We start from the raw sequence: 22,070 nt of genomic DNA, 5'->3' as shown, positions 1-22,070 counted from the left end.
GATCTGAAACCTCGCCACCGACTTCCTTTCATGTGTTGCCTGAAGCCTCTCGCAGAAGAGGCTTCACTATGTGATCACGACGTGAAATGACTACTCGATAGCTGAACTGCACCAGTGGGCATCAGGCACGACGACTCTAGGGAGCCCCTTACTCAGACAAGCCCGTTACGTTGGGCGAGCTCGATCAGATCGACCAGTGAGTGCGCGTTGAGCTTGAGCAACAAACGCGTTTTATAAGTACTGACGGTCTTGTTGCTCAAAAACATGCCGTCGGCAATTTCCTTGTTGGTCTTGCCTCTGGCCAACTGCTGCAAAACCATCATCTCCCTGCCGGAAAGCCGGTCGACCATGTCCGACTCACTTGCGTTGCCCATACTGGAGCGAACGGTGTGCAACGCCTGGTTGGGAAAGTAGCTGTACCCTGACAATACCGCCTTGATGGCACTGAGCAGTTCGGTCAGATCCTGTTGCTTGCAGACATAACCGGCTGCCCCGGCCTGCATGCAGCGCATGGAAAAGTGACCCGGTGCCTGGGAGGTGAGGATCAATACCTTGAATGGCAACGTCATGGCTGACAGACGGGCAATCACCTCCAGCCCGTCGAGCTTGGGGATACCGATATCGAGAATGACGATATCCGGAAGGTGTTCACGCGCCAGTTGCAGCGCATCCACACCGTTGTCAGTCTCCGCAATGACCTCATAGCCATGACGCTCCATCAGCATGCGCACAGCAAGGCGAATGACGGGATGATCATCCACGATCAGCACTTTATTCATGGGCAGTCCATTTTTCGCTATTCGAATTTTCAGAGCCAGCACAATAACTTAGTCGTTTACTGCTTTGCATGGCGCTCACCCTTGTGGATCGACAGCCAAAGACCATTCCTACAATTACAGCAGAAACTTCCTACAATACTTGGCAGAACCGCACATTTTTTATTGATTTTCACAGAGCCTTCCTTTTCGGAACCTGGTGAATTTTTTTCTGATAGCTACGGCACAAGCATCGCAGCATCAGTAGATAAATACGCGCACCAGACGCTTGCCGAACTTTCAAGTTCGAAATGCCCCTGTTGCACCTGTCAAAGTATCACCAGCGTATTCCTGCATCGGCGTCACGACACGAGACCAATACATGGCTTATCGCCAGCAAATTAAAACCAATACCTTTAGTCGAGTCATTTGAAACAGGTCATGCCCTTCGCGCCCCGCAAAAACAAGGCCCCCATCACAGCGCACTGTTATCGGCATGCAGCATGGAAAACGAAACGTGCACATGGCGCCCCCCTGGCAGGACGACTGAAAAGCCCCCGCATGCGGACGCCCGGTCCTGCACACACGCTTGAGGAGCAAGGAATACATTCACATGCTACATACGTAAACAAGGTTTAAAAATTACACACCATTTACAGAATTTCGTACAAATATTTATTTAAGGAGAAGCCTTACAAAACATCAAGAAAAGTCCTACATCTGAACTCACGACATCAACATGCCATGCTTCCATGAACCGATCACTGCCATGTTTTCACCCAGCATCCCTTCACCTCTTACCACCGCAAAATCTTACACACACCATAGCATAACCCTACATCATTCAAGAGCATGAGCAGCTCCTTCGACAAGTAGCAAATACCATTTTTTATTTCAAAGCCAGCCGCGCTCTTTCGAACAGGAAACGGACTACACAATTAACAGACGCACCATTACAACTCGTAAGACCTTATAAAAACCGTCCAATCAAATCTTGTAACTCACCATTTTTCCCTTGCAAATTTTATTACCAGTCGTTACTTTTTTAACAGCAACTTCATTACTTGCTGTTCTTGAACACGCGAAGCCCTGTGGCATCCTGTCGCTACGCACGGTACTTATGTACTTCATCCGCGGCGCATTGACACAGGCTTTGTGTATCGCGTGGCCGGATGAATACAGGCAAAGGGTTATATCGCCGATTCAGCACCACTGTCTTCTGGACACTCTCGGGGCGCCTGGCAACTCTTTTGAATGGGCCCTGTATAACCATGTTCAAAAAGGGATTTACCATGAACACTAAATACACCCGTACGCGGCCATCCCCCCACACCGCGTCTGACCTGATGACCGCAGTGGAAGCGTTTGTTGCCAAAGGCGGTGTTATTGCAGTCATCCCCGAAGGAGAGACTGCAGCATTATCGAGTACAACGCCTGCTGAGGAACATACACCTGAACTCGCTGGCAAAGTTCAGCAACTGAAGTATCTGGCCGCCAAGGGGGCGGGCTTTACCGCATTGCAGTACTCATTACGCATGAATAAAAGGGCTATTCGTCGGCTGGCGACAGAAAACGGCGTGGCCATTAAACTCAGCCACCCCTCGCTGCCCTCTGGCAGGCAGGCAGCTCATGACCTTACGGATATCGACGACGTCGTTGCAGGCCACGCCATGCACTACTCGGCACTGGGCTACACCGCGTCCGAGATCGCCGGGATACTCGACCTGAGTCTCCGTCAGATACTCAACATTGGCAAGGCCTACCGGCTTGAGTTCGGGCAACAACGGGAGCGCGACAGGCACTGAATAATCACGCCAGGAACAGACACGGTGTGCGATAGATGTCAGATAGCCGATGGAAAGCGCTGTCATGCCCTGCGTTGAACATCTACAGGTGCTGTAGGAAAACACTAAAACAAGTAGGCGCTTTTCGACGCCAACGGTAAGAAGCTCTTCGACGACTGCATACACACGACCACAGAATCATGCTGGGCAATGACTGCGCATTGAAACCCCATGTAAAAACAGTGACAGGCTTCTTTGCACACTGCCACCTAACACAGAGGAGCGCCTTCTCACTCATGAGCCAACATGATTTTACTGATTCACTGTTTTTTACATGACACCTCGAAGGAAGGACCATGTCGATATTAAAAGAATACCGCGCCATTGAAACGCACTGAGCAAACAGCAGGCACTGCTTGAAACACTCAAGTGCAATAAGCAATTTGTCCACACACTCGAATTCGAGAAACAGCTGAAGGCGTTAATGAAGCGTCACGGCGTGAGGCAGGAGGATATTCTGAACTATCTTAGCCCTGCGCCCGAGCATGCCGCAGTTGCTGTGCAAGAAAAAAGGCGCCTTACGGCAGCTCTGAAAAAAACCGCGTACAGCCGCTGACGCATGAAGGGCCGTCAGCATCTGAAGTGCAGCCCTGAGGGGCTGCACTTATCAAACGTGCGGCATCAGAACAGCTTGCGACCCTTGTTGGCTGCAATCCGCATGCGCAATGCGTTGAGCTTGATGAAGCCCGCTGCATCGGCCTGATCGTAGGCACCTGCGTCATCTTCGAACGTGGCAATGTTGGCGTCGAACAGCGAATCATCCGACTTGCGACCGGTAACGATCACATTGCCCTTGTACAACTTCAGACGCACAACGCCGTTCACGTGAGCCTGGGATGCGTCGATCATCTGCTGCAGCATCAGACGCTCAGGGCTCCACCAGTAACCTGTGTAGATCAGGCTGGCGTATTTGGCCATGAGTTCGTCCTTGAGGTGGGCGACTTCGCGGTCCAGGGTGATCGATTCGATGGCGCGGTGAGCGCGCAGCATGATGGTGCCACCAGGGGTCTCGTAGCAGCCACGGGACTTCATGCCCACATAACGGTTTTCAACGATATCCAGACGGCCGATACCGTTTTCGCCACCGATGCGGTTCAGGGTCGCCAGCACAGTGGCCGGAGTCATTTCGACGCCGTCCAGAGCAACGATGTCGCCATTGCGATAGGTCAGCTCAAGATAGGTCGCAACGTTTGGCGCGTCCTCAGGGGACTTGGTCCAGCGCCACATGTCTTCTTCGTGCTCGGTCCAGGTGTCTTCCAGCACGCCGCCCTCATAAGAGATGTGCAGCAGGTTGGCATCCATGGAGTACGGGGATTTCTTCTTGCCGTGACGCTCGATCGGAATGTTGTGCTTCTCGGCGTAGTCCATCAGTTTTTCACGCGACAGCAGATCCCATTCACGCCACGGAGCGATGACCTTCACGCCTGGCTTGAGCGCGTAGGCACCCAGCTCGAAACGTACCTGGTCGTTACCCTTGCCGGTTGCGCCGTGGGAAATGGCGTCAGCGCCGGTTTCGTTGGCGATCTCGATCAGACGCTTGGCGATCAAAGGACGGGCGATGGAGGTACCCAGCAGGTACTCGCCTTCATAGACGGTGTTGGCACGGAACATCGGGAAGACGAAATCGCGCACGAATTCTTCGCGCAGGTCATCGATGTAGATTTCTTTCACGCCCATGGCCTGAGCCTTGGCGCGTGCCGGCTCTACTTCTTCACCCTGACCCAGGTCAGCGGTAAAGGTCACCACTTCGCAGTTGTACGTATCTTGCAGCCACTTGAGGATTACCGAAGTATCCAGGCCACCGGAATACGCGAGAACTACCTTGTTTACGTCCGCCATGCCATCACTCCACCGGGTTGTACGGAAAACCGCTGATTCTACCGTTCAAACCAGCAAATTTACAGGGGCGCGACAGCTTGTGACGACAAGGCGACGTCTGACAGGGGCCTTTTACAGGCCTTAAGAGGTGTGTGCCGCGTTGGCAGATGCGACCGGTACCGGGCGCTCATCGGGTGCAACGCGTTCGAGGTGCACGTTCACCCGGCGGTTGCGCGCACGGTTGGCTTCATTGGTGTTGGGCGCCAGCGGGTAGCGTTCGCCGTGAAAGCGCAGGGTGATTTGCTGCTCGGGTATGCCTTGAGCCTTGAAATAATCCATGACTGCCAACGCGCGACGGCGGGACAGGTCACGATTGGTCAAGCGATTGCCGCTGTTATCCGAATGGCCGTCCAGTTCGATGCGGTTCACGGTCGGATCGGCCTTCAAATAGGCCACCATGTTGTCCAGACGCGCCTTGGCACGGGCGTCCAGTTCGATACCGCCGCCCGGGAAACCTACCTCGGCCTGTTTGATCTGATCGAAGTTCATCGGCAACAGTTTGGCAGTGCATGCCTGATAATCGTTGAATGCCTTGCTGAACTTGACCGGCAGCAGACGCACTTCCATCTGACCGCCGTCTCGGGTGTAGTGGCGAATGAGTGGACTGCGCCCGTCCATCAGGCCGCTGATCAGACGTCCGGCCTGGGCCTGAGAGGTATTGAAGGGAATATCGCCATTGCTGACGCGCACCGATCCCAGGTTGATATCGCCGCGTCCCGGCTGCCAGGGCGCCGCAGCCGCCAGCAACGTCGCAGAGCCGTTACCGAGCATGTTGTATGAAGCCTTGAGGCGAAACGTCGCCTGCTCGCCCGCGCGGCGCACGAACTCACCGGCACCGAAGTCGGTGATCGGTTGAGTCAGGCGGCACTCGAACTGATCGCCTTCGACCTTCCACTCAATGCTCTCCAGACGCGTCTGGAAACTGATAGCCATCGCCGGGAGGCTGGCAAACATGCTGAGCAGGGCTAAATATCGCTGGCGCACGGGAGGCTCCACTGGAAATGAACGCGAAACAGAAAATACCGACTGACAAGGGAGCTATCGGTAACTTCATGCAAAACTTGATAGCGGATGCCTGAGAGAGTCTTTTCCGGTAGCATTCCCAGCGAGTTTGACCCGCCTGGAATCCCCAATGTCTGACCGCCTGACCCTCCTGCGTCCCGACGACTGGCACATTCACCTCCGTGACGGAGCTGTCTTGCCTCATACCGTTGCTGACGTAGCGCGAACTTTTGGCCGCGCAATCATCATGCCCAACCTCGTGCCTCCGGTACGCAACGCGCAGCAAGCCGATGCCTATCGCCAGCGCATTCTGGCTACACGCCCGGCCGGCAGCCGCTTCGAGCCGTTGATGGTGCTGTACCTCACTGACCAGACCACGCCCGAGGACATCCGCACTGCCAAGGCCAGTGGCTTCGTGTATGCGGCCAAGCTGTATCCGGCCGGCGCCACCACCAACTCCGATTCCGGTGTCACCAGCATCGACAAGATCTTCCCTGCCCTCGAAGCCATGGCCGAAGTCGGCATGCTGCTGCTGGTGCACGGGGAAGTGACGCGTGGCGAAATCGACGTGTTCGATCGCGAGAAAGTCTTCATCGACGAGCACCTGCGTCGTGTAGTCGAGCGCTTCCCGACCCTGAAAGTGGTGTTCGAACACATCACCACCGGTGAAGCGGTGCAGTTCGTCAATGAAGCTTCAGCCAATGTCGCGGCGACCATCACCGCGCATCACCTGCTGTACAACCGCAACCACATGCTGGTCGGCGGGATTCGTCCGCACTTCTATTGCCTGCCGATCCTCAAGCGCAATACGCATCAGACGGCCCTGCTCGACGCGGCCACCAGCGGCAGCGGCAAGTTCTTCCTGGGCACCGACTCGGCGCCACATGCTCAGCATGCCAAGGAAAACGCTTGCGGTTGCGCCGGTTGCTATACCGCCTACGCAGCCATCGAACTGTATGCAGAAGCTTTCGAGCAGCGTAACGCTCTGGACAAGCTGGAAGGCTTCGCCAGCCTTCACGGTCCGGCGTTCTACAGCTTGCCCGCCAATCAGGACACCATCACGCTGGTGCGTGACGAGTGGACCGCCCCTGCCAGCCTGCCGTTCGGCGAGTTGACCGTTATCCCGCTGCGCGCTGGTGAAACACTGCGCTGGCGTCTGGAGGAACACGCGTGAGTGAAGATCATTTTGACGACGAACACGAAGGCCACGGCGGTGGCGGCGGTTCCCGTCACCCGATGGCAGCGCGCTTTCGCGGCTACCTGCCAGTGGTCGTCGACGTAGAGACCGGCGGTTTCAATTCAGCCACCGACGCCTTGCTGGAAATCGCTGCGGTGACTATCGGCATGGATGAAAAAGGCTTCGTGTTCCCGGAACACACCTATTTCTTCCGCGTGGAACCGTTCGAGGGTGCCAACATCGAAGCGGCCGCGCTGGAGTTCACCGGCATCAAGCTCGATCACCCGCTGCGCATGGCAGTCAGCGAAGAAACCGCGATGAACGACATCTTCCGCGGCGTGCGCAAGGCCCTCAAAGCCAATGGCTGCAAGCGTGCGGTGCTGGTCGGCCACAACGCCAGCTTCGACCTCGGCTTCGTCAATGCCGCCGTTGCGCGGATGGACATGAAGCGCAACCCGTTTCACCCGTTCTCCAGCTTCGACACCGCCACCCTCGCCGGCCTGGCCTATGGTCAGACCGTGCTGGCAAAGGCCTGTCAGGCTGCCGGCATCGACTTTGACGGACGCGAGGCGCACTCGGCCCGTTACGACACCGAGAAGACGGCCGAGCTGTTTTGCGGCATCGTCAACCGCTGGAAAGAAATGGGCGGTTGGCAAGATTTCGACGACTGAGGTCGTGACGTCTTTGAATGGACCGGCCTTGTGCCGGTTTTTTCATGCCTGCAGCGGGACGACCCAGAGAGCAGATCCATGATGCTTTTCTTGCGAAAGCAACCGCTCATCGCTCGACCTGAATACAACCCAAAACAGTTTTGACAAGCATTCTCATTAACATTAAGCTCCTCGACACCAAGCAATAAACCAGCGACGGTCCATAGCTTATGTATGTTTGCCTCTGCCAAGGTGTCACCGACGGTCAAATCCGGGATGCAATTCTGGAAGGCTGCTGCAGTTATCGTGAAGTCCGTGAAACGCTGGGTGTTGCGACTAAATGCGGAAAATGCGCCTGCCTGGCAAAGGAAGTGGTGCGTGATACGCTGACCGAACTGCAAACCAGTCATGCATTGCTGGCCTATCCGGCAAAATTTTCAGCTGCCTGAATCCCCCTCTTTTAAAGAACCGGACACCCTGTCCGGTTTTTTTATGCCTGTAATTCAAGCGCTTAGCGTCAAGATGCGGAACTCAAACATTCTTATTCCTATTTAATTTCACTTATTATTCAATAACTTAGGTTTGACAGGCGTTTGAGTGCAGCTCACACTCGGCACTTATATACACAAGCCACCGGCAGGACCTCGAACATGAAAGGCGACATTACCGTCATCCAGCATCTCAACAAGATCCTCGGGAACGAGCTGGTCGCTATCAATCAGTATTTCCTGCATGCGCGCATGTACGAAGACTGGGGTCTGAAAAAGCTGGGTGGGCATGAGTACAAAGAGTCCATCCATGCGATGAAGTACGCTGACAAGCTGATCAAGCGCACGCTGTTTCTGGAAGGGCTGCCAAACCTGCAGGACTTGGGCAAGATCCTCATCGGTGAGCACACCAAGGAAATGCTGGAGTGCGACCTGAAGATCGAGCAAAAAGGTCTGGCCGATCTGAAAGCCGCGATCGCTCACTTCGAGACGGTCGGTGACTTCGGCAGCCGTGAGCTGCTGGAAGACATCCTTGAGCCCAAGGAAGAGCAAATCGACTGGCTGGAGACTCAGCTGGGTCTGATCGTCAAAGTCGGTATCGAGAACTACCTGCAGTCGCAGATGGGTGACTGATTTACCCCTCGCGCCGCAATGAAAAAGCCCGCCTCAATCGAGAGCGGGCTTTTTCTTGTGCGTAAAACCATGCTGGAGCGTAGGGAACGGTAATCGCGACTATCGTGCGACGCTCTGTGCAAGACTTTACTCGGCCTTGGCGGCGGATGCTTCCTTGACCAAGGTCTGCAACGAACCGTCAGCCATCATCTCGGTGATGATGTCGCTACCACCCACCAGCTCACCGGCAACCCACAGTTGCGGGAACGTCGGCCAGTTGGCGTACTTTGGCAGGTTGGCGCGGATTTCAGGGTTTTGCAGAATGTCGACGTAGGCAAACTTTTCGCCACACGCCATCAATGCCTGGGAAGCCTTGGCCGAAAAGCCGCATTGCGGGGCGTTCGGAGCGCCTTTCATGTAAAGCAGAATGGTGTTGTTGGCAATCTGCTCTTTGATCGTTTCGATGATATCCATGGAGCACCTCGGCTGAAATATCCGACTCAGTTGTCGGCACGGTGGCGCATTGTAACGAAATCCCGAGCATGACGCTCTGTCTTGAGCCTTAACACGCCACTACCCGCACCGGCACCCCGTTCAACGCCGCGTTGCCGGACAGTACGTCGAGTTGCCGTTCGTCGGTCAGGTCATTGGCGCTGACGCCGGGCAGGCTCTGGGCGATCGCCATTTTTACCCCTGCACGCGAATGGCCCCAACCGTGCGGCAGGCTGACCACACCGGGCATCATGTCCAGACTGCCCAGCACCTGAACCTCGATCATCCCGATCCGGGAGCTGACCCGAACCTGCTGGCCGTCGCTCAGACCACGGCACGCGAGATCGTCAGGATGCATCAGCAGTTGATGCCGGGGTTTGCCCTTCACCAGTCGATGGTAGTTGTGCATCCAGGAATTGTTACTGCGCACATGCCTGCGGCCAATCAGCAGCAACTCGCCTGCCTGTGGAGCAGGCTCGGCTGCAAAGCGCGCCAGGTCAGCCATGATCACCTCTGGCGCGGCCTGAATGCGGCCATTGGCGGTCTTCAGGCGCTCTGCCAGATTAGACTTCAAAGCGCCCAGATCAAGACCGTGCGGATGATTGTCCAGAGTTTCCAGTGACAGCTTATGGGGTGATGCATCGCCATAGAGACCTGCACGCAGCCCGCGATCAATCATCTGCGCAGGCGGCAACGTAGGTTTCAGCGCGCGCTCGGCCTTGGCAGCAAAGGAGCTGGCCAGCCCGACGAAGATCTCCCAGTCGTGCAGCGCACCTTCGGGCTTGTCGAAAATGGCCCGATTGAAGCGCGTGACGTTACGCACGGCCAGAGTGTTGAAGGTGGTGTCGTAGTGATCATTTTCCAGTGCCGAGGTGGACGGCAGGATCAAGTCGGCGTGGCGAGTGGTCTCGTTGATGTAAAGATCGATGCTGAGCATGAACTCGAGCCCTTCGAGCGCCCGCTCCAGCTGACGGCCGTTGGGCGTCGACAGCACCGGGTTGCCCGCAACGGTCACCAACGCGCGAACCTGCCCTTCCCCCTCCACGAGCATTTCCTCGGCCAGCGCCGAAACCGGCAACTCGCCGCCATACTCCGGCAGGCCTGACACCCTGCTTTGCCACAGATTGAAATGACCACCGGAGGTCGAGCTGACGAGGTCGACGGCGGGCTCTGTACACAGCGCACCACCCACACGATCCAGGTTGCCAGTCACCAGATTGATCAGTTGTGCCAGCCAATGGCACAGCGTGCCGAAGGTCTGAGTCGACACGCCCATTCGCCCATAACACACCGCCTTGTCAGCGGCCGCGAAATCCCGTGCCAGTTGCCGGATCTGCTCGGCAGCGATACCGCAGCGCGGGCCCATGGCCTCTGCCGTGAAGCCGGCAATGGCGTGTCGAACCTGCTCCAGACCGTCGACAGGCAAGTGGCTCTCGCGGGTCAGCCCCTCCTCGAACAGCGTGTTGAGCAGCCCGAAGAGCAACGCCGCGTCACCGCCCGGACGTACAAACAGATGCTGGTCGGCGATGGCTGCCGTCTCACTGCGGCGCGGGTCGATGACCACCAGTTTGCCGCCGCGTTGCTGGATCGCTTTCAGACGCTTTTCGACATCCGGTACCGTCATGATGCTGCCGTTGGACGCCAACGGGTTGCCGCCGAGAATCAGCATGAAGTCGGTGTGATCGATATCCGGAATCGGCAACAGCATGCCGTGGCCATACATAAGGAAACTGGTGAGGTGATGCGGCAACTGATCGACCGACGTGGCCGAAAAGCGATTGCGGGTCTTGAGCAGGCCGAGAAAGTAATTGCTGTGGGTCATCAACCCATAGTTATGCACGCTGGGGTTGCCTTGATAAACCGCTACTGCATTCTGCCCATGGAGCTGCTGAATGGCGTAAAGCCGTTCAGCCACCAGATCGAACGCCTGCTGCCAGGCAATCGGCTGCCACTGATCACCAGTGCGTAGCATCGGCTGTCGCAGGCGATCAGGGTCGTTCTGGATGTCCTGCAGCGCTATGGCCTTGGGGCAGATATGACCGCGGCTGAACGTGTCCAGCGGGTCACCTTTGATCGAGGTGATACGCGGCGCAGAATCCGCCTCCACAACGGTCTCGATCACAAGACCACATATGGCCTCGCACAGATGGCAGGCTCGGTAGTGTTCAGTCCGGGTCATCGCAGCCTCAGATCCTGGCATGGCAATCCGATTGATTGCCGAACACTCACTATGGTGCTCTGCCATGCCCCGCGCCACTGACCTTCACCTCATGAATCGGGGTGCATCAGGCACGCGGATGAGTTGGCCGAATCAACCGCCGATAGGCGTAACGACCTTGCGCTGTTGCTGGATTTCAGCCACGGTTTCGACCTGTTCCTGCGCCACGTGGACGCCGGTCAGGTCGCCAATCAGGCGCCAGTGCTCGTCGAGGCCTGAGCTGATGGTGGCCATGCGATCAATCATGCGCCGCCCCGCCGTTCGCGTGACTTCGTCCTCGCTGCGCAGCAGCTCGAAAGACATCGAGGTCATCGAGGCTGTCAGATGGGTAAGCGTGCGGGCGGTGAGCCCGAGCAACTCCGTTAATTGATGCTCTTTTGAGTCCATTCCCCCACCCCTTGATCAGTAATGTATCGGCAACGATTTATAACCCACGTCCGGGATTAAAGAAACGGTCCTTGTTTCAAGCCCGTGAAGTGCATCCCGTCAGGCAACGCCCGCGCAAACGTGGACTGTTACAGGATTGGTACTAATTGCCAAGCGCTATTTGGGCAGTGTACAAATGCTGCCTTCGGAAAAAGTGCAGACGGCTGTCAACCTTCTCAGCGTAGCCAGTTTTTGCCCCGTCAACACAGAATAACGGCGCCCCTTCTGTCCGGGACGCCAGTAGTACCCATGCTTCATAAAAACGCATGCTATTGGTAAGACGCGACATTTTTTTATACTATCGCGCCTTTCTTATTCGTCGCCCCGTGCGGCCTCCGCCGCAGGTCTCGCCCGTTTTATCGATAAAAACCGGCTTTGATAACCTGCGGTCTGTTGCAGAAAAGGTAGTTAATCATGAACGCCAGGCACTTTCTCTCGATGATGGATTACACCCCGGATGAACTCTTGGGCTTGATCCGTCGTGGCGTAGAGCTTAAAGACCTGCGAAATCGCGGTGTACTTTTTGAACCGCTGAAGAATCGGGTATTGGGGATGATTTTCGAGAAATCCTCGACACGTACCCGTCTTTCTTTTGAAGCAGGGATGATTCAGCTCGGTGGTCAGGCCATCTTTTTGTCCCATCGAGACACCCAGTTGGGCCGTGGCGAACCGATTGCCGACAGTGCAAAAGTCATGTCGCGCATGCTTGATGCGGTCATGATCCGTACTTACGCGCACAGCAATCTGACCGAATTCGCGGCCAATTCACGCGTGCCGGTCATCAACGGCCTGTCCGATGACCTGCACCCGTGCCAGTTGCTCGCCGACATGCAGACATTTCTGGAGCACCGCGGCTCGATCAAGGGCAAGACCGTCGCCTGGATCGGCGATGGCAACAACATGTGCAACAGCTATATAGAAGCGGCGATTCAATTCGACTTCCAGTTGCGTGTGGCCTGTCCTGCCGGCTACGAGCCAAACGCCGAGTTCCTGGCACTGGCCGGTGAGCGTGTCACCGTGGTCCGCGATCCGAAAGCCGCAGTTGCCGGCGCCCATCTGGTCAGCACCGATGTGTGGACCTCCATGGGCCAGGAAGAGGAAACCGCGCGGCGCAAGAAATTGTTCGCGCCGTTTCAGGTCACGCGCGCCCTGCTCGACCTGGCTGACAAGGACGTGCTGTTCATGCACTGCCTGCCGGCCCATCGTGGCGAAGAAATCAGTGTCGACTTGCTTGATGATTCACGCTCGGTCGCCTGGGATCAGGCCGAAAATCGCCTGCATGCGCAGAAAGCTCTGCTGGAGTTCCTCGTCGCGCCGTCCTGCAAGCCCGCATGAACCCGTTGCTGCTGAACCTGCGCAACCTCGCTTGCGGCTATCAGAACCAGCGTGTGGTGCAGGATCTGAACCTGCACCTCAACGCGGGCGATATCGGCTGCCTGCTGGGCTCATCGGGCTGCGGCAAGACCACGACACTGCGCGCCATTGCCGGTTTCGAACCGATCCATGCGGGCGAGATCACCCTGGCGGGCGAAGTAATCTCCCGTCCGGGCTGGACCCTGCCTCCGGAGAAACGCCGCATCGGTATGGTGTTTCAGGATTACGCGCTGTTCCCGCACCTGAGTGTCGCCGAAAACATTGCATTCGGCATTCGCAACCACTCGCGCCTGGATCAGGTGATCGCCGAGTTGCTTGAACTGGTCAACCTCGGCGCGCTGGGCAAGCGCTATCCTCACGAGCTGTCCGGTGGCCAGCAACAGCGAGTGGCGCTGGCCAGAGCGCTGGCGCCCGAGCCGCAACTCCTGCTGCTCGATGAACCCTTCTCCAATCTGGACGGCGAGTTGCGTCGGCGTCTGAGCCATGAGGTGCGCGATATTCTCAAGGCGCGGGGCACCAGCGCGATCCTCGTGACTCATGATCAGGAAGAGGCGTTTGCCGTCAGCGATCACGTAGGCGTATTCAAGGAAGGGCGTCTTGAACAGTGGGACACGCCTTACAATCTGTATCACGAACCCAAAACGCCGTTCGTTGCCAGCTTCATCGGTCAGGGCTATTTCATTCGCGGACAAATGATGAATCCGGAATCGGTGCATACCGAACTCGGCATTCTGCGCGGCAACCGGGCATACCCGGGCGTCAGTGGCGCCGCGGTGGATGTGTTGCTACGCCCTGACGACATCGTCTACGCCCCAGACAGCGACCTGAAAGCACGGGTCATCGGTCGGACGTTTCAAGGTGCCTCGACGCTGTATCGACTGCAACTGTCGACCGGCAGTCAGCTGGAAGCCATTTTCCCCAGCCATGCCGACCACAGCCAGGGTGAGGAAGTCGGTATTCGTGTGGCAGCAGACCATCTGGTGCTGTTCCCGGCGCCCGGCAGCGTGGCCGTGCATACGCTCAATAACTGAGGCGCAGGTTATTCCCTGCCGATTGGGGCAAACCTGGCCTGGGTATGCTCAGCCAGCACCGCTGGCGAAAGCTCGACCTCGAGCCCCCTCCTCCCGGCACTGACATAAATGCTTGCAAAACGCTGCGCGGTCTCGTCGATAAAGGTACGCAGACGCTTTTTCTGGCCCAAGGGGCTGATGCCACCCAACAGGTATCCCGTCGAGCGCTGTGCCGCGGCCGGGTCGGCCATTTCGGTTTTTTTTGCCCCCGCAGCCTGCTGCCAGAGCCTTCAGATCAAGTGTTCCGACGACTGGCACGACGGCCACCAGTAACTCGCCTTTTTCGGTGCTGGCGAGCAGCGTCTTGAAAACCTGTGCAGGCTCCAGACCCAGCTTTTCCGCTGCCTCCAGCCCATATGACGGCGCTTTCGGATCATGTTCATAGCTGTGAATGCGATGTTCGGCGCGGTTTTTTTTCAGCAAATCCAGTGCGGGTGTCATGCAGCGCTCCAAAGGGTTCCGAATGCCCGTCACTTTAAGCGAAGTAAAGTGAACATGCCTTGATTCACGCCACCTGCGACACTGACGGCCTTTTGAAAACAGTCTGAATTCACCCGGATAAAGCGGTCCTGCGGGGTCTTTGCGGGCTACTGGCGATTTTCTGACCGTTCGGTTCCGACCTTTGACAGCGTTGTTTCTTGTCTATATTTTTTCGTTTACGAATATTATCGAAAGCGGTTTTTCGGTATAACTCGCATCGGCGATCAGAAATGGGGTTTTTTCTGAGACGCACGAATAACGAGCACCCACGCCTGTCTCAGGGTGCCGAGACAAAAACAAAAAATGAGGTATCCATGTCCATCGCACTAAAACAACCGACGCTCACCGGGCAATGTGTGGCTGAATTTCTTGGCACCGCCCTGATGATTTTTTTCGGCACAGGATGCGTTGCAGCGCTCAAGGTCGCGGGAGCCACCTTCGGCCTTTGGGAAATCAGCATCATCTGGGGCATTGCCGTCAGCATGGGGATCTACCTCAGCGCCGGCATTTCGGGTGCCCATCTCAACCCGGCCGTCAGCATCGCGCTGAGTCTGTTCGCCGGGTTTGAAAAGCGTAAATTACCCTTCTATATCTCGGCACAAGTCGCAGGCGCGTTCTGCGGAGCGGGTCTGGTGTACCTGCTGTACATCAGCCTTTTTTTCGACTTCGAACATGCTCACCATATCGTTCGCGGCAGCGTGCAGAGCCTTGAACTGGCGTCGGTGTTTTCGACGTATCCAAACCCGGCCATTTCGGTCGGTCAGGCCTTTCTGGTCGAATTGGTCATCACCACCATTCTGATGGGTGTGATCATGGCCTTGGGCGATGACAGCAATGGTTTGCCGCGCGGCCCGCTGGCACCCTTGCTGATCGGCCTGCTGGTAGCCGTAATCGGCAGCTCGATGGGCCCGCTGACCGGTTTCGCCATGAACCCGGCGCGTGACTTCGGTCCGAAGCTGATGACGTTCTTCGCTGGCTGGGGTGAAATGGCCTTTACCGGCGGTCGTGACATTCCTTATTTCCTGGTTCCGATTTTTGCGCCCATTCTGGGTGCCTGCCTTGGTGCCGCTGGCTACCGCGCATTGATTGCGCGTCATCTGCCAAGCGCCGCTCCTGTTGAAAATGAAAAAGAGGCTCCTGTGGTTCGCGGCAAAGTTCAGGTTTCATCTTGAATATCACTCAATTTGAATCTCACACAACTGAATCCCACCCAATAATGCAAGGCAATCGACATGACTGACACACAGAACAAGAACTACATCATTGCTCTTGACCAGGGCACCACCAGCTCGCGCGCCATCATCTTCGACCGCGACGCCAACGTGGTGAGCACTGCCCAAAGCGAATTCGTCCAGCATTACCCGCAGGCAGGCTGGGTCGAACACGACCCGATGGAAATCTTCGCCACCCAGACTGCGTGCATGACCAAGGCACTGGCGCAGGCCGATCTGCACCACAACCAGATCGCTGCCATCGGTATCACCAACCAGCGTGAAACCACGGTCATCTGGGAGCGCGACACCGGCCGCCCTATCTACAATGCAATCGTCTGGCAGTGCCGCCGCAGCACCGAGATCTGCCAGCAGCTCAAGCGCGACGGTCTTGAGGAGTACATCAAGGACACCACGGGTCTGGTGATTGACCCGTACTTCTCCGGCTCCAAGGTCAAGTGGATCCTGGACAACGTTGAAGGCAGCCGCGAGCGCGCCCGCAAAGGCGAGCTGATGTTCGGCACCATCGATACCTGGCTGATCTGGAAATTCACCGGCGGCAAGGTGCACGTCACCGACTACACCAACGCCTCGCGGACCATGCTGTTCAACATCCATACACTGGAATGGGATCAGCGCATGCTCGACGTGCTGGACATCCCGCGCGAGATGCTCCCTGAGGTCAAAGCCTCCTCCGAAGTTTACGGCCACAGCAAGAGCGGCATCCCGATCGCCGGTATCGCAGGCGACCAGCAGGCGGCGTTGTTCGGCCAGATGTGTGTCGAACCGGGCCAGGCCAAGAACACCTATGGCACCGGCTGCTTCCTGCTGATGAACACCGGCAAGAAAGCCGTGAAGTCGGCGCACGGCATGCTTACCACCATCGGCTGCGGCCCTCGTGGTGAAGTGGCCTATGCACTGGAAGGCGCGGTCTTCAACGGAGGCTCGACCGTACAGTGGCTGCGCGACGAACTGAAGATCATCAATGACGCGCTGGACACCGAATACTTCGCCAGCAAGGTCAAGGACAGCAACGGCGTGTACCTGGTGCCGGCGTTCACAGGCCTCGGCGCACCTTACTGGGACCCCTACGCACGCGGCGCATTGTTCGGCCTGACCCGTGGCGTAAAAGTCGATCACATCATTCGCGCAGCGCTGGAATCCATCGCCTATCAGACCCGCGACGTGCTCGACGCCATGCAACAGGACTCCGGCGAACGCCTTAAGTCGCTGCGCGTGGACGGCGGTGCAGTGGCCAACAACTTCCTGATGCAGTTCCAGGCAGACATCCTCGGCACTCATGTCGAGCGTCCGCAAATGCGTGAAACCACGGCACTGGGTGCAGCATTCCTGGCCGGTCTGGCGATCGGTTTCTGGAGCAGCCTGGACGAGCTGCGTAACAAGGCCGTGATCGAGCGCGTGTTCGAACCTTCCTGTGAAGAAGCACATCGCGAAAAACTTTACGCAGGCTGGCAGAAAGCAGTCGCGCGTACTCGTGACTGGGAACCACACGAAAACGAAGAGTGACAGTGCTGTTGTAAGGAGGGGAGCAGGATTCCGGCTGACAGGTTGCACTTTCCTGCGGCATGATGGGCGCCATTTGTAGAGGGCGCCCAAGGAAAAACAATGAACCTGCCTCCCCGCCAACAACAGATCCTCGAACTGGTCCGTGACCGTGGTTATGTCAGCATCGAGGAGATGGCGACGCTGTTCGTCGTGACCCCACAAACCATTCGCCGTGATATCAATCAATTGGCGGAAATGAACCTGTTGCGCCGCTACCATGGCGGCGCAGCCTATGACTCGAGCATCGAAAATACCGCCTACGCCATGCGTGCGGACCAGATGCGCGACGAAAAACAACGGATCGCCGAGGCCATCGCCGCGCAGATCCCGGACAACGCCTCGTTGTTCATCAATATCGGTACCACCACCGAATCCATCGCACGTGCGTTGCTCAACCACAACAACCTGAAGATCATCACCAATAACCTGCATGTGGCGTCGATCCTCAGCACCAAGGATGATTTCGAAGTGCTGATAGCAGGCGGTAATGTGCGGCGTGACGGCGGTGTTGTGGGCCAGGGCAGCATCGACTTCATCACCCAGTTCAAAGTGGACTTTGCCCTGGTGGGTATCAGTGGCATCGACGAAGACGGCAGCCTGCTGGACTTCGATTACCAGGAAGTGCGGGTGTCCCAGGCGATCATCGCCAACGCACGCAAAGTGCTGCTGGCGGCTGACTCCAGCAAGTTCGGACGTAATGCCATGGTCCGCTTGGGACCGATCACCCTCATAGATTGCCTGGTCACCGACCAGCCACCCGTGCCCGCGCTGCAGCAACTGTTGAACCAGCACAAGATTCGTCTGGAAGTGGTGTGATTGTCAGGCGCGAGCGGTGTTCGCGCGGCGGTCCGCATTGCTCATGAAGACGGTGTATCGAGCGCCCTATTTTCTGGAGTCTGTACCGGCCTCTTCGCGAGCAAGCTCGCTCCCACAAGACTTGTGTCTGTATGGCGCGGCACGCATCTGTGACGCGGAGCGTCACCCAAGGCATTCCCACGCTGGAGCGTGAGGAACGATAGGTGTCCGCAAGAACACCCTCGTGCCCATGCTCCGCGTGGGCATGCCGCTCTGGACGCTCTGCGTCCTCTCCTGCCTCAGCGGCGCAACACAAAATCATGACGCAGAGCGTTATCCAAGCATTCCCACGCTGGAGAATGAGGAACGATAGGTGTCCGCAAGAACACCCTAGTGCCCATGCTCCGCGTGGGTATGCAATTCTGGACGCTCTGCGTCCTCTCATGCCTCAGCGGCGCCATACAAAACCGTGACGCAGAGCGTTATCCAAGCACTCCCACGCTGGAGCGCGAGGAACGATAGGTGCCCCGAAGAACACCCTCGTGCCCATGCTCCGCGTGGGCATGCCGCTCTGGACGCTCTGCGTCCTCTCCTGCCTCTGCGGCGTAACACGAAATAGTGACGCAGAGCGTCACCCAAAGCATTCCCACGCTGGAGAATGAGGAACGATAGGTGTCCGCAAGAACACCCTCGTGCCCATGCTCCGCGTGGGTATGCAGTTCTGGACGCTCTGCGTCCTCTCATGCCTCAGAGGCGCAACACAAAATCGTGACGCAGAGCGTTATCCAAGCACTCCCACGCTGAAGCGCGAGGAACGATAGGTGCCCCGAAGAACACTATCGTGCCCATGCTCCGCGTGGGCATGCGGTTCTGGACGCTCTGCGTCCTCTCCTGCCTCAAAGGCGCAGCGCAGACCTGTGACGCAAAGCAATTCCGGCAGGCCGTGCACCGATCCTCCCGGCTACAAATCCCGCCCTACAATGTTCATATTTGTTCTTTTTCTGATTCAGCCATCAGTATTTTCAATCGATACGTGCTAGCAAGGGTCATTTTATTGAGCTATTATTTTCGAAAGTGAACATTAATGTTCAGATTCGCCTTTCGAGCACTGCTCACGAATTGTCCAGGAGGCCACCAATGCCCCACACCAACGTGCCAACCCCGCCCCTCTCAGAGGTCTACGACATTGCCGTTATTGGCGGTGGCATCAACGGTGTCGGTATCGCAGCGGATGCCTCCGGTCGCGGCCTTTCGGTTTTTCTGTGCGAAAAGGACGACCTGGCCAGCCACACGTCCTCGGCCAGCAGCAAGCTGATCCATGGTGGCCTGCGCTATCTGGAGCACTACGAGTTCCGCCTGGTGCGTGAAGCACTGGCAGAACGCGAAGTGCTGCTTGCCAAAGCACCGCATATCGTCAAGCCCATGCGCTTTGTGCTGCCTCATCGTCCGCACCTGCGTCCGGCCTGGATGATTCGTGCCGGGATGTTTCTTTATGACAACCTCGGCAAGCGCGAAAAGCTGCCAGCCTCGCGGACCATTCATTTCGGTGCGGACAGCCCGCTCAACTCGAGCATCACTCGCGGTTTCGAATATTCCGACTGCTGGGTAGACGATGCGCGTCTGGTGGTGCTCAATGCCATGTCCGCTCGTGAAAACGGTGCGCACATTCATACTCAGACCCGCTGTGTCAGCGCCCGTCGTATCAAGGGCATGTGGCATCTGCACCTGGAACGCAGCGACGGCAGCCTGTTTTCGATCCATGCCAAGGCATTGGTCAACGCGGCAGGCCCGTGGGTGGCCAAGTTCATCCGCGAAGACCTCAAGCTCGACTCGGCTTACGGCATCCGCCTGATTCAAGGCAGCCACCTGATCGTGCCGAAACTGTACGAGGGTGAGCACGCGTTCATTCTGCAAAACGAAGACAAGCGCATCGTGTTCACGATCCCGTACCTGGAACACTTCACCATCGTCGGCACCACCGACCGTGAGTATCAGGGCGATCCGAACAAGGTGGATATCACTGAAGGCGAGATGGATTACGTGCTGAAGGTGGCCAATGACCACTTCAAGAAACAGTTGAGTCGCGCAGACGTGCTCCATACGTTCTCTGGCGTGCGCCCGCTGTGCAACGACGAGTCGGATAATCCTTCTGCCATCACTCGTGATTACACGCTTTCGTTGTCAGGTGGCGCTGACGAAGCACCGATTCTGTCGGTGTTCGGCGGCAAGCTGACTACCTACCGCAAACTGGCCGAGTCGGCGATGGCGCAGTTGGCACCGTTCTTCAAACAGATGAAACCTAGCTGGACGGCCAAGGCTGCCCTGCCGGGTGGCGAAGACATGACCACTGCTGAAGCGCTGGCAGCAGACATGACCCGTCGATTCAGCTGGCTGCCAGCCCCTATCGCCAAGCGCTGGTCGATCACTTACGGCAGCCGCAGCTGGCGCTTGCTGGAGGGTGCGCAAAGCCTGGAAGACCTTGGTCAGCATTTGGGTGCAGGCCTATATACCCGCGAGGTCGATTACCTGTGCGATCAGGAATGGGCCACCAGCATCGAAGACATCCTGTGGCGCCGCACCAAACTCGGCTTGTTCACCACGCCTGAGGAGCAGGCCGCCGTGAGCAGCTACCTGGAAACAGTGGTGCGCAATAAAGCCTCTTTCGAAGCTGCCTGATAATCCGCCCGCAACCTGTTCACCCACCGCGCGGTGAACAGGCTTCTCTCCTTGCTGCTCCCCTCCCGCGCAACACATTCCATTCGGTTTTCCGAACAATTGACCCCGCCTTATTCGGCTTCCCGGACGCCTTGATCCGCAGCAGCAGAGCCGATCTACAAAAAATCCTTTTAAATTCAGCATGTTGATTTCTTAAAACCGCCTGGCACGACTCATGCTCTACATTCTGCACCGAGCGTTTCGACAAGGGCGTGTGTCTGGATGTGGACGCCGTTGAAGCATTCGCCAAGAAGCGGGCCCACTCTGATTACGGCCCCATCAATAAAAATGAAATCAAGGACTCAACCATGCGCATCGTTCCCCACCTGTTGGGCGCAGCAATCGCTGCCGCTCTGATCAGCACGCCGGTTTTCGCCGCCGAACTGACTGGCACTCTGAAGAAGATCAAGGAATCCGGCACCATCACGCTGGGCCATCGTGACGCCTCCATCCCGTTTTCCTACATCGCTGATGCCTCTGGCGTGCCGATGGGCTACTCCCACGATATCCAGCTGAAAATCGTCGAAGCCATCAAGAAAGACCTGGACATGCCTGACCTCAAGGTCAAGTACAACCTGGTGACGTCGCAGACCCGTATCCCGCTGGTTCAGAACGGTACCGTCGATGTGGAATGTGGCTCGACAACCAACAATGCCGAGCGCCAGCAGCAGGTCGATTTCTCCATCGGCATCTTTGAAGTCGGCACGCGCCTGCTGTCGAAAAAGGATTCCAGCTACAAGGATTTCGACGATCTGAAAGGCAAGAACGTCGTGACCACGGCTGGCACCACTTCCGAGCGCATCCTCAAGGCGATGAACGCTGACAAGCAGATGGGCATGAACGTGATCTCCGCCAAAGACCACGGTGAATCGTTCCAGATGCTCGAGTCCGGCCGTGCAGTCGCCTTCATGATGGACGACGCGCTGCTGGCAGGCGAAATGGCCAAGGCCAAGAAGCCGGACGACTGGGCAGTGACCGGCACGGCACAATCCTACGAAATCTACGGCTGCATGGTTCGCAAGGGCGATGCGCCGTTCAAGAAAGCCGTGGATGACGCCATTGTCGCTACCTACAAGTCGGGCGACATCAACGCCATCTACAGCAAGTGGTTCATGTCCCCTGTCCCTCCGAAAGGTCTGAACCTGAATTTCCCGATGAGCGACAAGCTCAAGGAGCTGATTCAGAACCCGACCGACAAAGCGGCTGACGACAAGAAAGCCTGAGTGACCAGTCCTGCCAGTCTGAACTGACGGTATCCCGGGCGGGCAAAGCCTGCCCGGGATCGCCTGGTCACTCTCGACTGACGACAGTGCGTGC

At 57.1% G+C, this 22,070-nt stretch carries 18 protein-coding genes and 1 pseudogene; 12 read left to right on the top strand and 7 right to left on the bottom strand.

Translation table 11 applies throughout. The features are described 5' to 3' along the window. Positions 1 to 152: 152 nt before the first annotated feature. A complete protein-coding gene (locus JOE33_RS20090; protein ID WP_002554843.1) occupies positions 153 to 779 on the bottom strand; it encodes a response regulator transcription factor in 627 nt (208 codons plus the stop codon). Positions 780 to 2,047: 1,268 nt separating this feature from the next. Here JOE33_RS20090 and JOE33_RS20085 point away from each other — a divergent pair. Continuing rightward, a complete protein-coding gene (locus JOE33_RS20085; RefSeq protein WP_010426621.1) occupies positions 2,048 to 2,560 on the top strand; it encodes a hypothetical protein in 513 nt (170 codons plus the stop codon). 660 nt (positions 2,561 to 3,220) lie between these two features. Here the strand turns inward: JOE33_RS20085 and JOE33_RS20080 are convergent. Together JOE33_RS20080 and JOE33_RS20075 are read right to left on the bottom strand one after the other, a co-directional pair. Further along, entirely contained in the window at positions 3,221 to 4,438 is a 1,218-nt protein-coding gene (locus JOE33_RS20080) for an argininosuccinate synthase (RefSeq protein WP_003412906.1), read from the bottom strand. 120 nt (positions 4,439 to 4,558) lie between these two features. Beyond that, positions 4,559 to 5,461: an OmpA family protein gene (locus tag JOE33_RS20075; protein ID WP_032614892.1), complete on the bottom strand. Its 903-nt coding sequence runs from the start codon at positions 5,459 to 5,461 to the stop codon at positions 4,559 to 4,561. A 148-nt stretch (positions 5,462 to 5,609) separates the two neighbouring features. On the opposite strand from JOE33_RS20075, the gene pyrC reads away from it, so the two are divergent. The 4 genes from pyrC to bfr all read left to right on the top strand — a co-directional run bounded on the left by pyrC (position 5,610) and on the right by bfr (position 8,427). Continuing rightward, positions 5,610 to 6,653 carry a dihydroorotase gene (pyrC, locus tag JOE33_RS20070; RefSeq protein ID WP_032614890.1) on the top strand — a complete coding sequence of 348 codons (1,044 nt, stop codon included), beginning with the start codon at positions 5,610 to 5,612 and terminating at the stop codon, positions 6,651 to 6,653. Beyond that, positions 6,650 to 7,327: a ribonuclease T gene (rnt, locus tag JOE33_RS20065; RefSeq protein ID WP_003412908.1), complete on the top strand. Its 678-nt coding sequence runs from the start codon at positions 6,650 to 6,652 to the stop codon at positions 7,325 to 7,327. The genes pyrC and rnt overlap by 4 nt, the downstream gene beginning before the upstream one ends. 209 nt (positions 7,328 to 7,536) lie before the next feature. Further along, positions 7,537 to 7,755 carry a bacterioferritin-associated ferredoxin gene (locus JOE33_RS20060; RefSeq protein ID WP_010426625.1) on the top strand — a complete coding sequence of 73 codons (219 nt, stop codon included), beginning with the start codon at positions 7,537 to 7,539 and terminating at the stop codon, positions 7,753 to 7,755. A 201-nt stretch (positions 7,756 to 7,956) separates the two neighbouring features. After that, entirely contained in the window at positions 7,957 to 8,427 is a 471-nt protein-coding gene (bfr, locus tag JOE33_RS20055; protein WP_002554851.1) for a bacterioferritin, read from the top strand. A gap of 126 nt (positions 8,428 to 8,553) precedes the next feature. Here bfr and grxD read toward each other — a convergent pair whose 3' ends face one another. The 3 genes from grxD to JOE33_RS20040 form a co-directional block, all read right to left on the bottom strand. Further along, positions 8,554 to 8,880, bottom strand: a complete 327-nt coding sequence (grxD, locus tag JOE33_RS20050) for a Grx4 family monothiol glutaredoxin (RefSeq protein WP_002554852.1) — start codon at positions 8,878 to 8,880, stop codon at positions 8,554 to 8,556. An 88-nt stretch (positions 8,881 to 8,968) separates the two neighbouring features. Further along, positions 8,969 to 11,077: a molybdopterin oxidoreductase family protein gene (locus JOE33_RS20045; RefSeq protein WP_054993422.1), complete on the bottom strand. Its 2,109-nt coding sequence runs from the start codon at positions 11,075 to 11,077 to the stop codon at positions 8,969 to 8,971. Between the two features lie 132 nt (positions 11,078 to 11,209). Next, a complete protein-coding gene (locus tag JOE33_RS20040) occupies positions 11,210 to 11,503 on the bottom strand; it encodes a hypothetical protein (protein ID WP_010426627.1) in 294 nt (97 codons plus the stop codon). Positions 11,504 to 11,956: 453 nt separating this feature from the next. Here JOE33_RS20040 and argF point away from each other — a divergent pair, with 453 nt between their 5' ends. Beyond that, a complete protein-coding gene (gene argF / locus JOE33_RS20035; RefSeq protein ID WP_003412919.1) occupies positions 11,957 to 12,877 on the top strand; it encodes an ornithine carbamoyltransferase in 921 nt (306 codons plus the stop codon). Beyond that, complete coding sequence (locus tag JOE33_RS20030) at positions 12,874 to 13,947, top strand: ABC transporter ATP-binding protein (RefSeq protein ID WP_010426629.1); 1,074 nt, start codon at positions 12,874 to 12,876, stop codon at positions 13,945 to 13,947. Before argF ends, JOE33_RS20030 begins: the two co-directional genes overlap by 4 nt. Before the next feature lie 8 nt (positions 13,948 to 13,955). Here the strand turns inward: JOE33_RS20030 and ybaK are convergent. Next, positions 13,956 to 14,427, bottom strand: a pseudogene (ybaK, locus tag JOE33_RS20025) (Cys-tRNA(Pro) deacylase). Between the two features lie 353 nt (positions 14,428 to 14,780). On the opposite strand from ybaK, the gene JOE33_RS20020 reads away from it, so the two are divergent. The 5 genes from JOE33_RS20020 to JOE33_RS20000 all read left to right on the top strand — a co-directional run bounded on the left by JOE33_RS20020 (position 14,781) and on the right by JOE33_RS20000 (position 21,976). Further along, positions 14,781 to 15,638 carry an MIP/aquaporin family protein gene (locus JOE33_RS20020; RefSeq protein WP_187625209.1) on the top strand — a complete coding sequence of 286 codons (858 nt, stop codon included), beginning with the start codon at positions 14,781 to 14,783 and terminating at the stop codon, positions 15,636 to 15,638. 60 nt (positions 15,639 to 15,698) lie between these two features. Further along, positions 15,699 to 17,204 carry a glycerol kinase GlpK gene (gene glpK / locus JOE33_RS20015; RefSeq protein WP_010426632.1) on the top strand — a complete coding sequence of 502 codons (1,506 nt, stop codon included), beginning with the start codon at positions 15,699 to 15,701 and terminating at the stop codon, positions 17,202 to 17,204. A gap of 99 nt (positions 17,205 to 17,303) precedes the next feature. Then, positions 17,304 to 18,059 carry a DeoR/GlpR family transcriptional regulator gene (locus JOE33_RS20010; protein ID WP_003363617.1) on the top strand — a complete coding sequence of 252 codons (756 nt, stop codon included), beginning with the start codon at positions 17,304 to 17,306 and terminating at the stop codon, positions 18,057 to 18,059. Positions 18,060 to 19,175: 1,116 nt separating this feature from the next. Continuing rightward, a complete protein-coding gene (gene glpD, locus JOE33_RS20005) occupies positions 19,176 to 20,714 on the top strand; it encodes a glycerol-3-phosphate dehydrogenase (protein ID WP_054993429.1) in 1,539 nt (512 codons plus the stop codon). 347 nt (positions 20,715 to 21,061) lie between these two features. Continuing rightward, positions 21,062 to 21,976: a glutamate/aspartate ABC transporter substrate-binding protein gene (locus JOE33_RS20000; RefSeq protein WP_003428827.1), complete on the top strand. Its 915-nt coding sequence runs from the start codon at positions 21,062 to 21,064 to the stop codon at positions 21,974 to 21,976. Positions 21,977 to 22,070: the final 94 nt, after the last annotated feature.

Source organism: Pseudomonas sp. PvP027 (assembly GCF_017833005.1).
Lineage (GTDB): Bacteria > Pseudomonadota > Gammaproteobacteria > Pseudomonadales > Pseudomonadaceae > Aquipseudomonas > Aquipseudomonas congelans.
The sequence above is the reverse complement of the archived record's forward strand: the minus strand, read 5'-3'. Positions and strand labels throughout refer to the sequence as shown.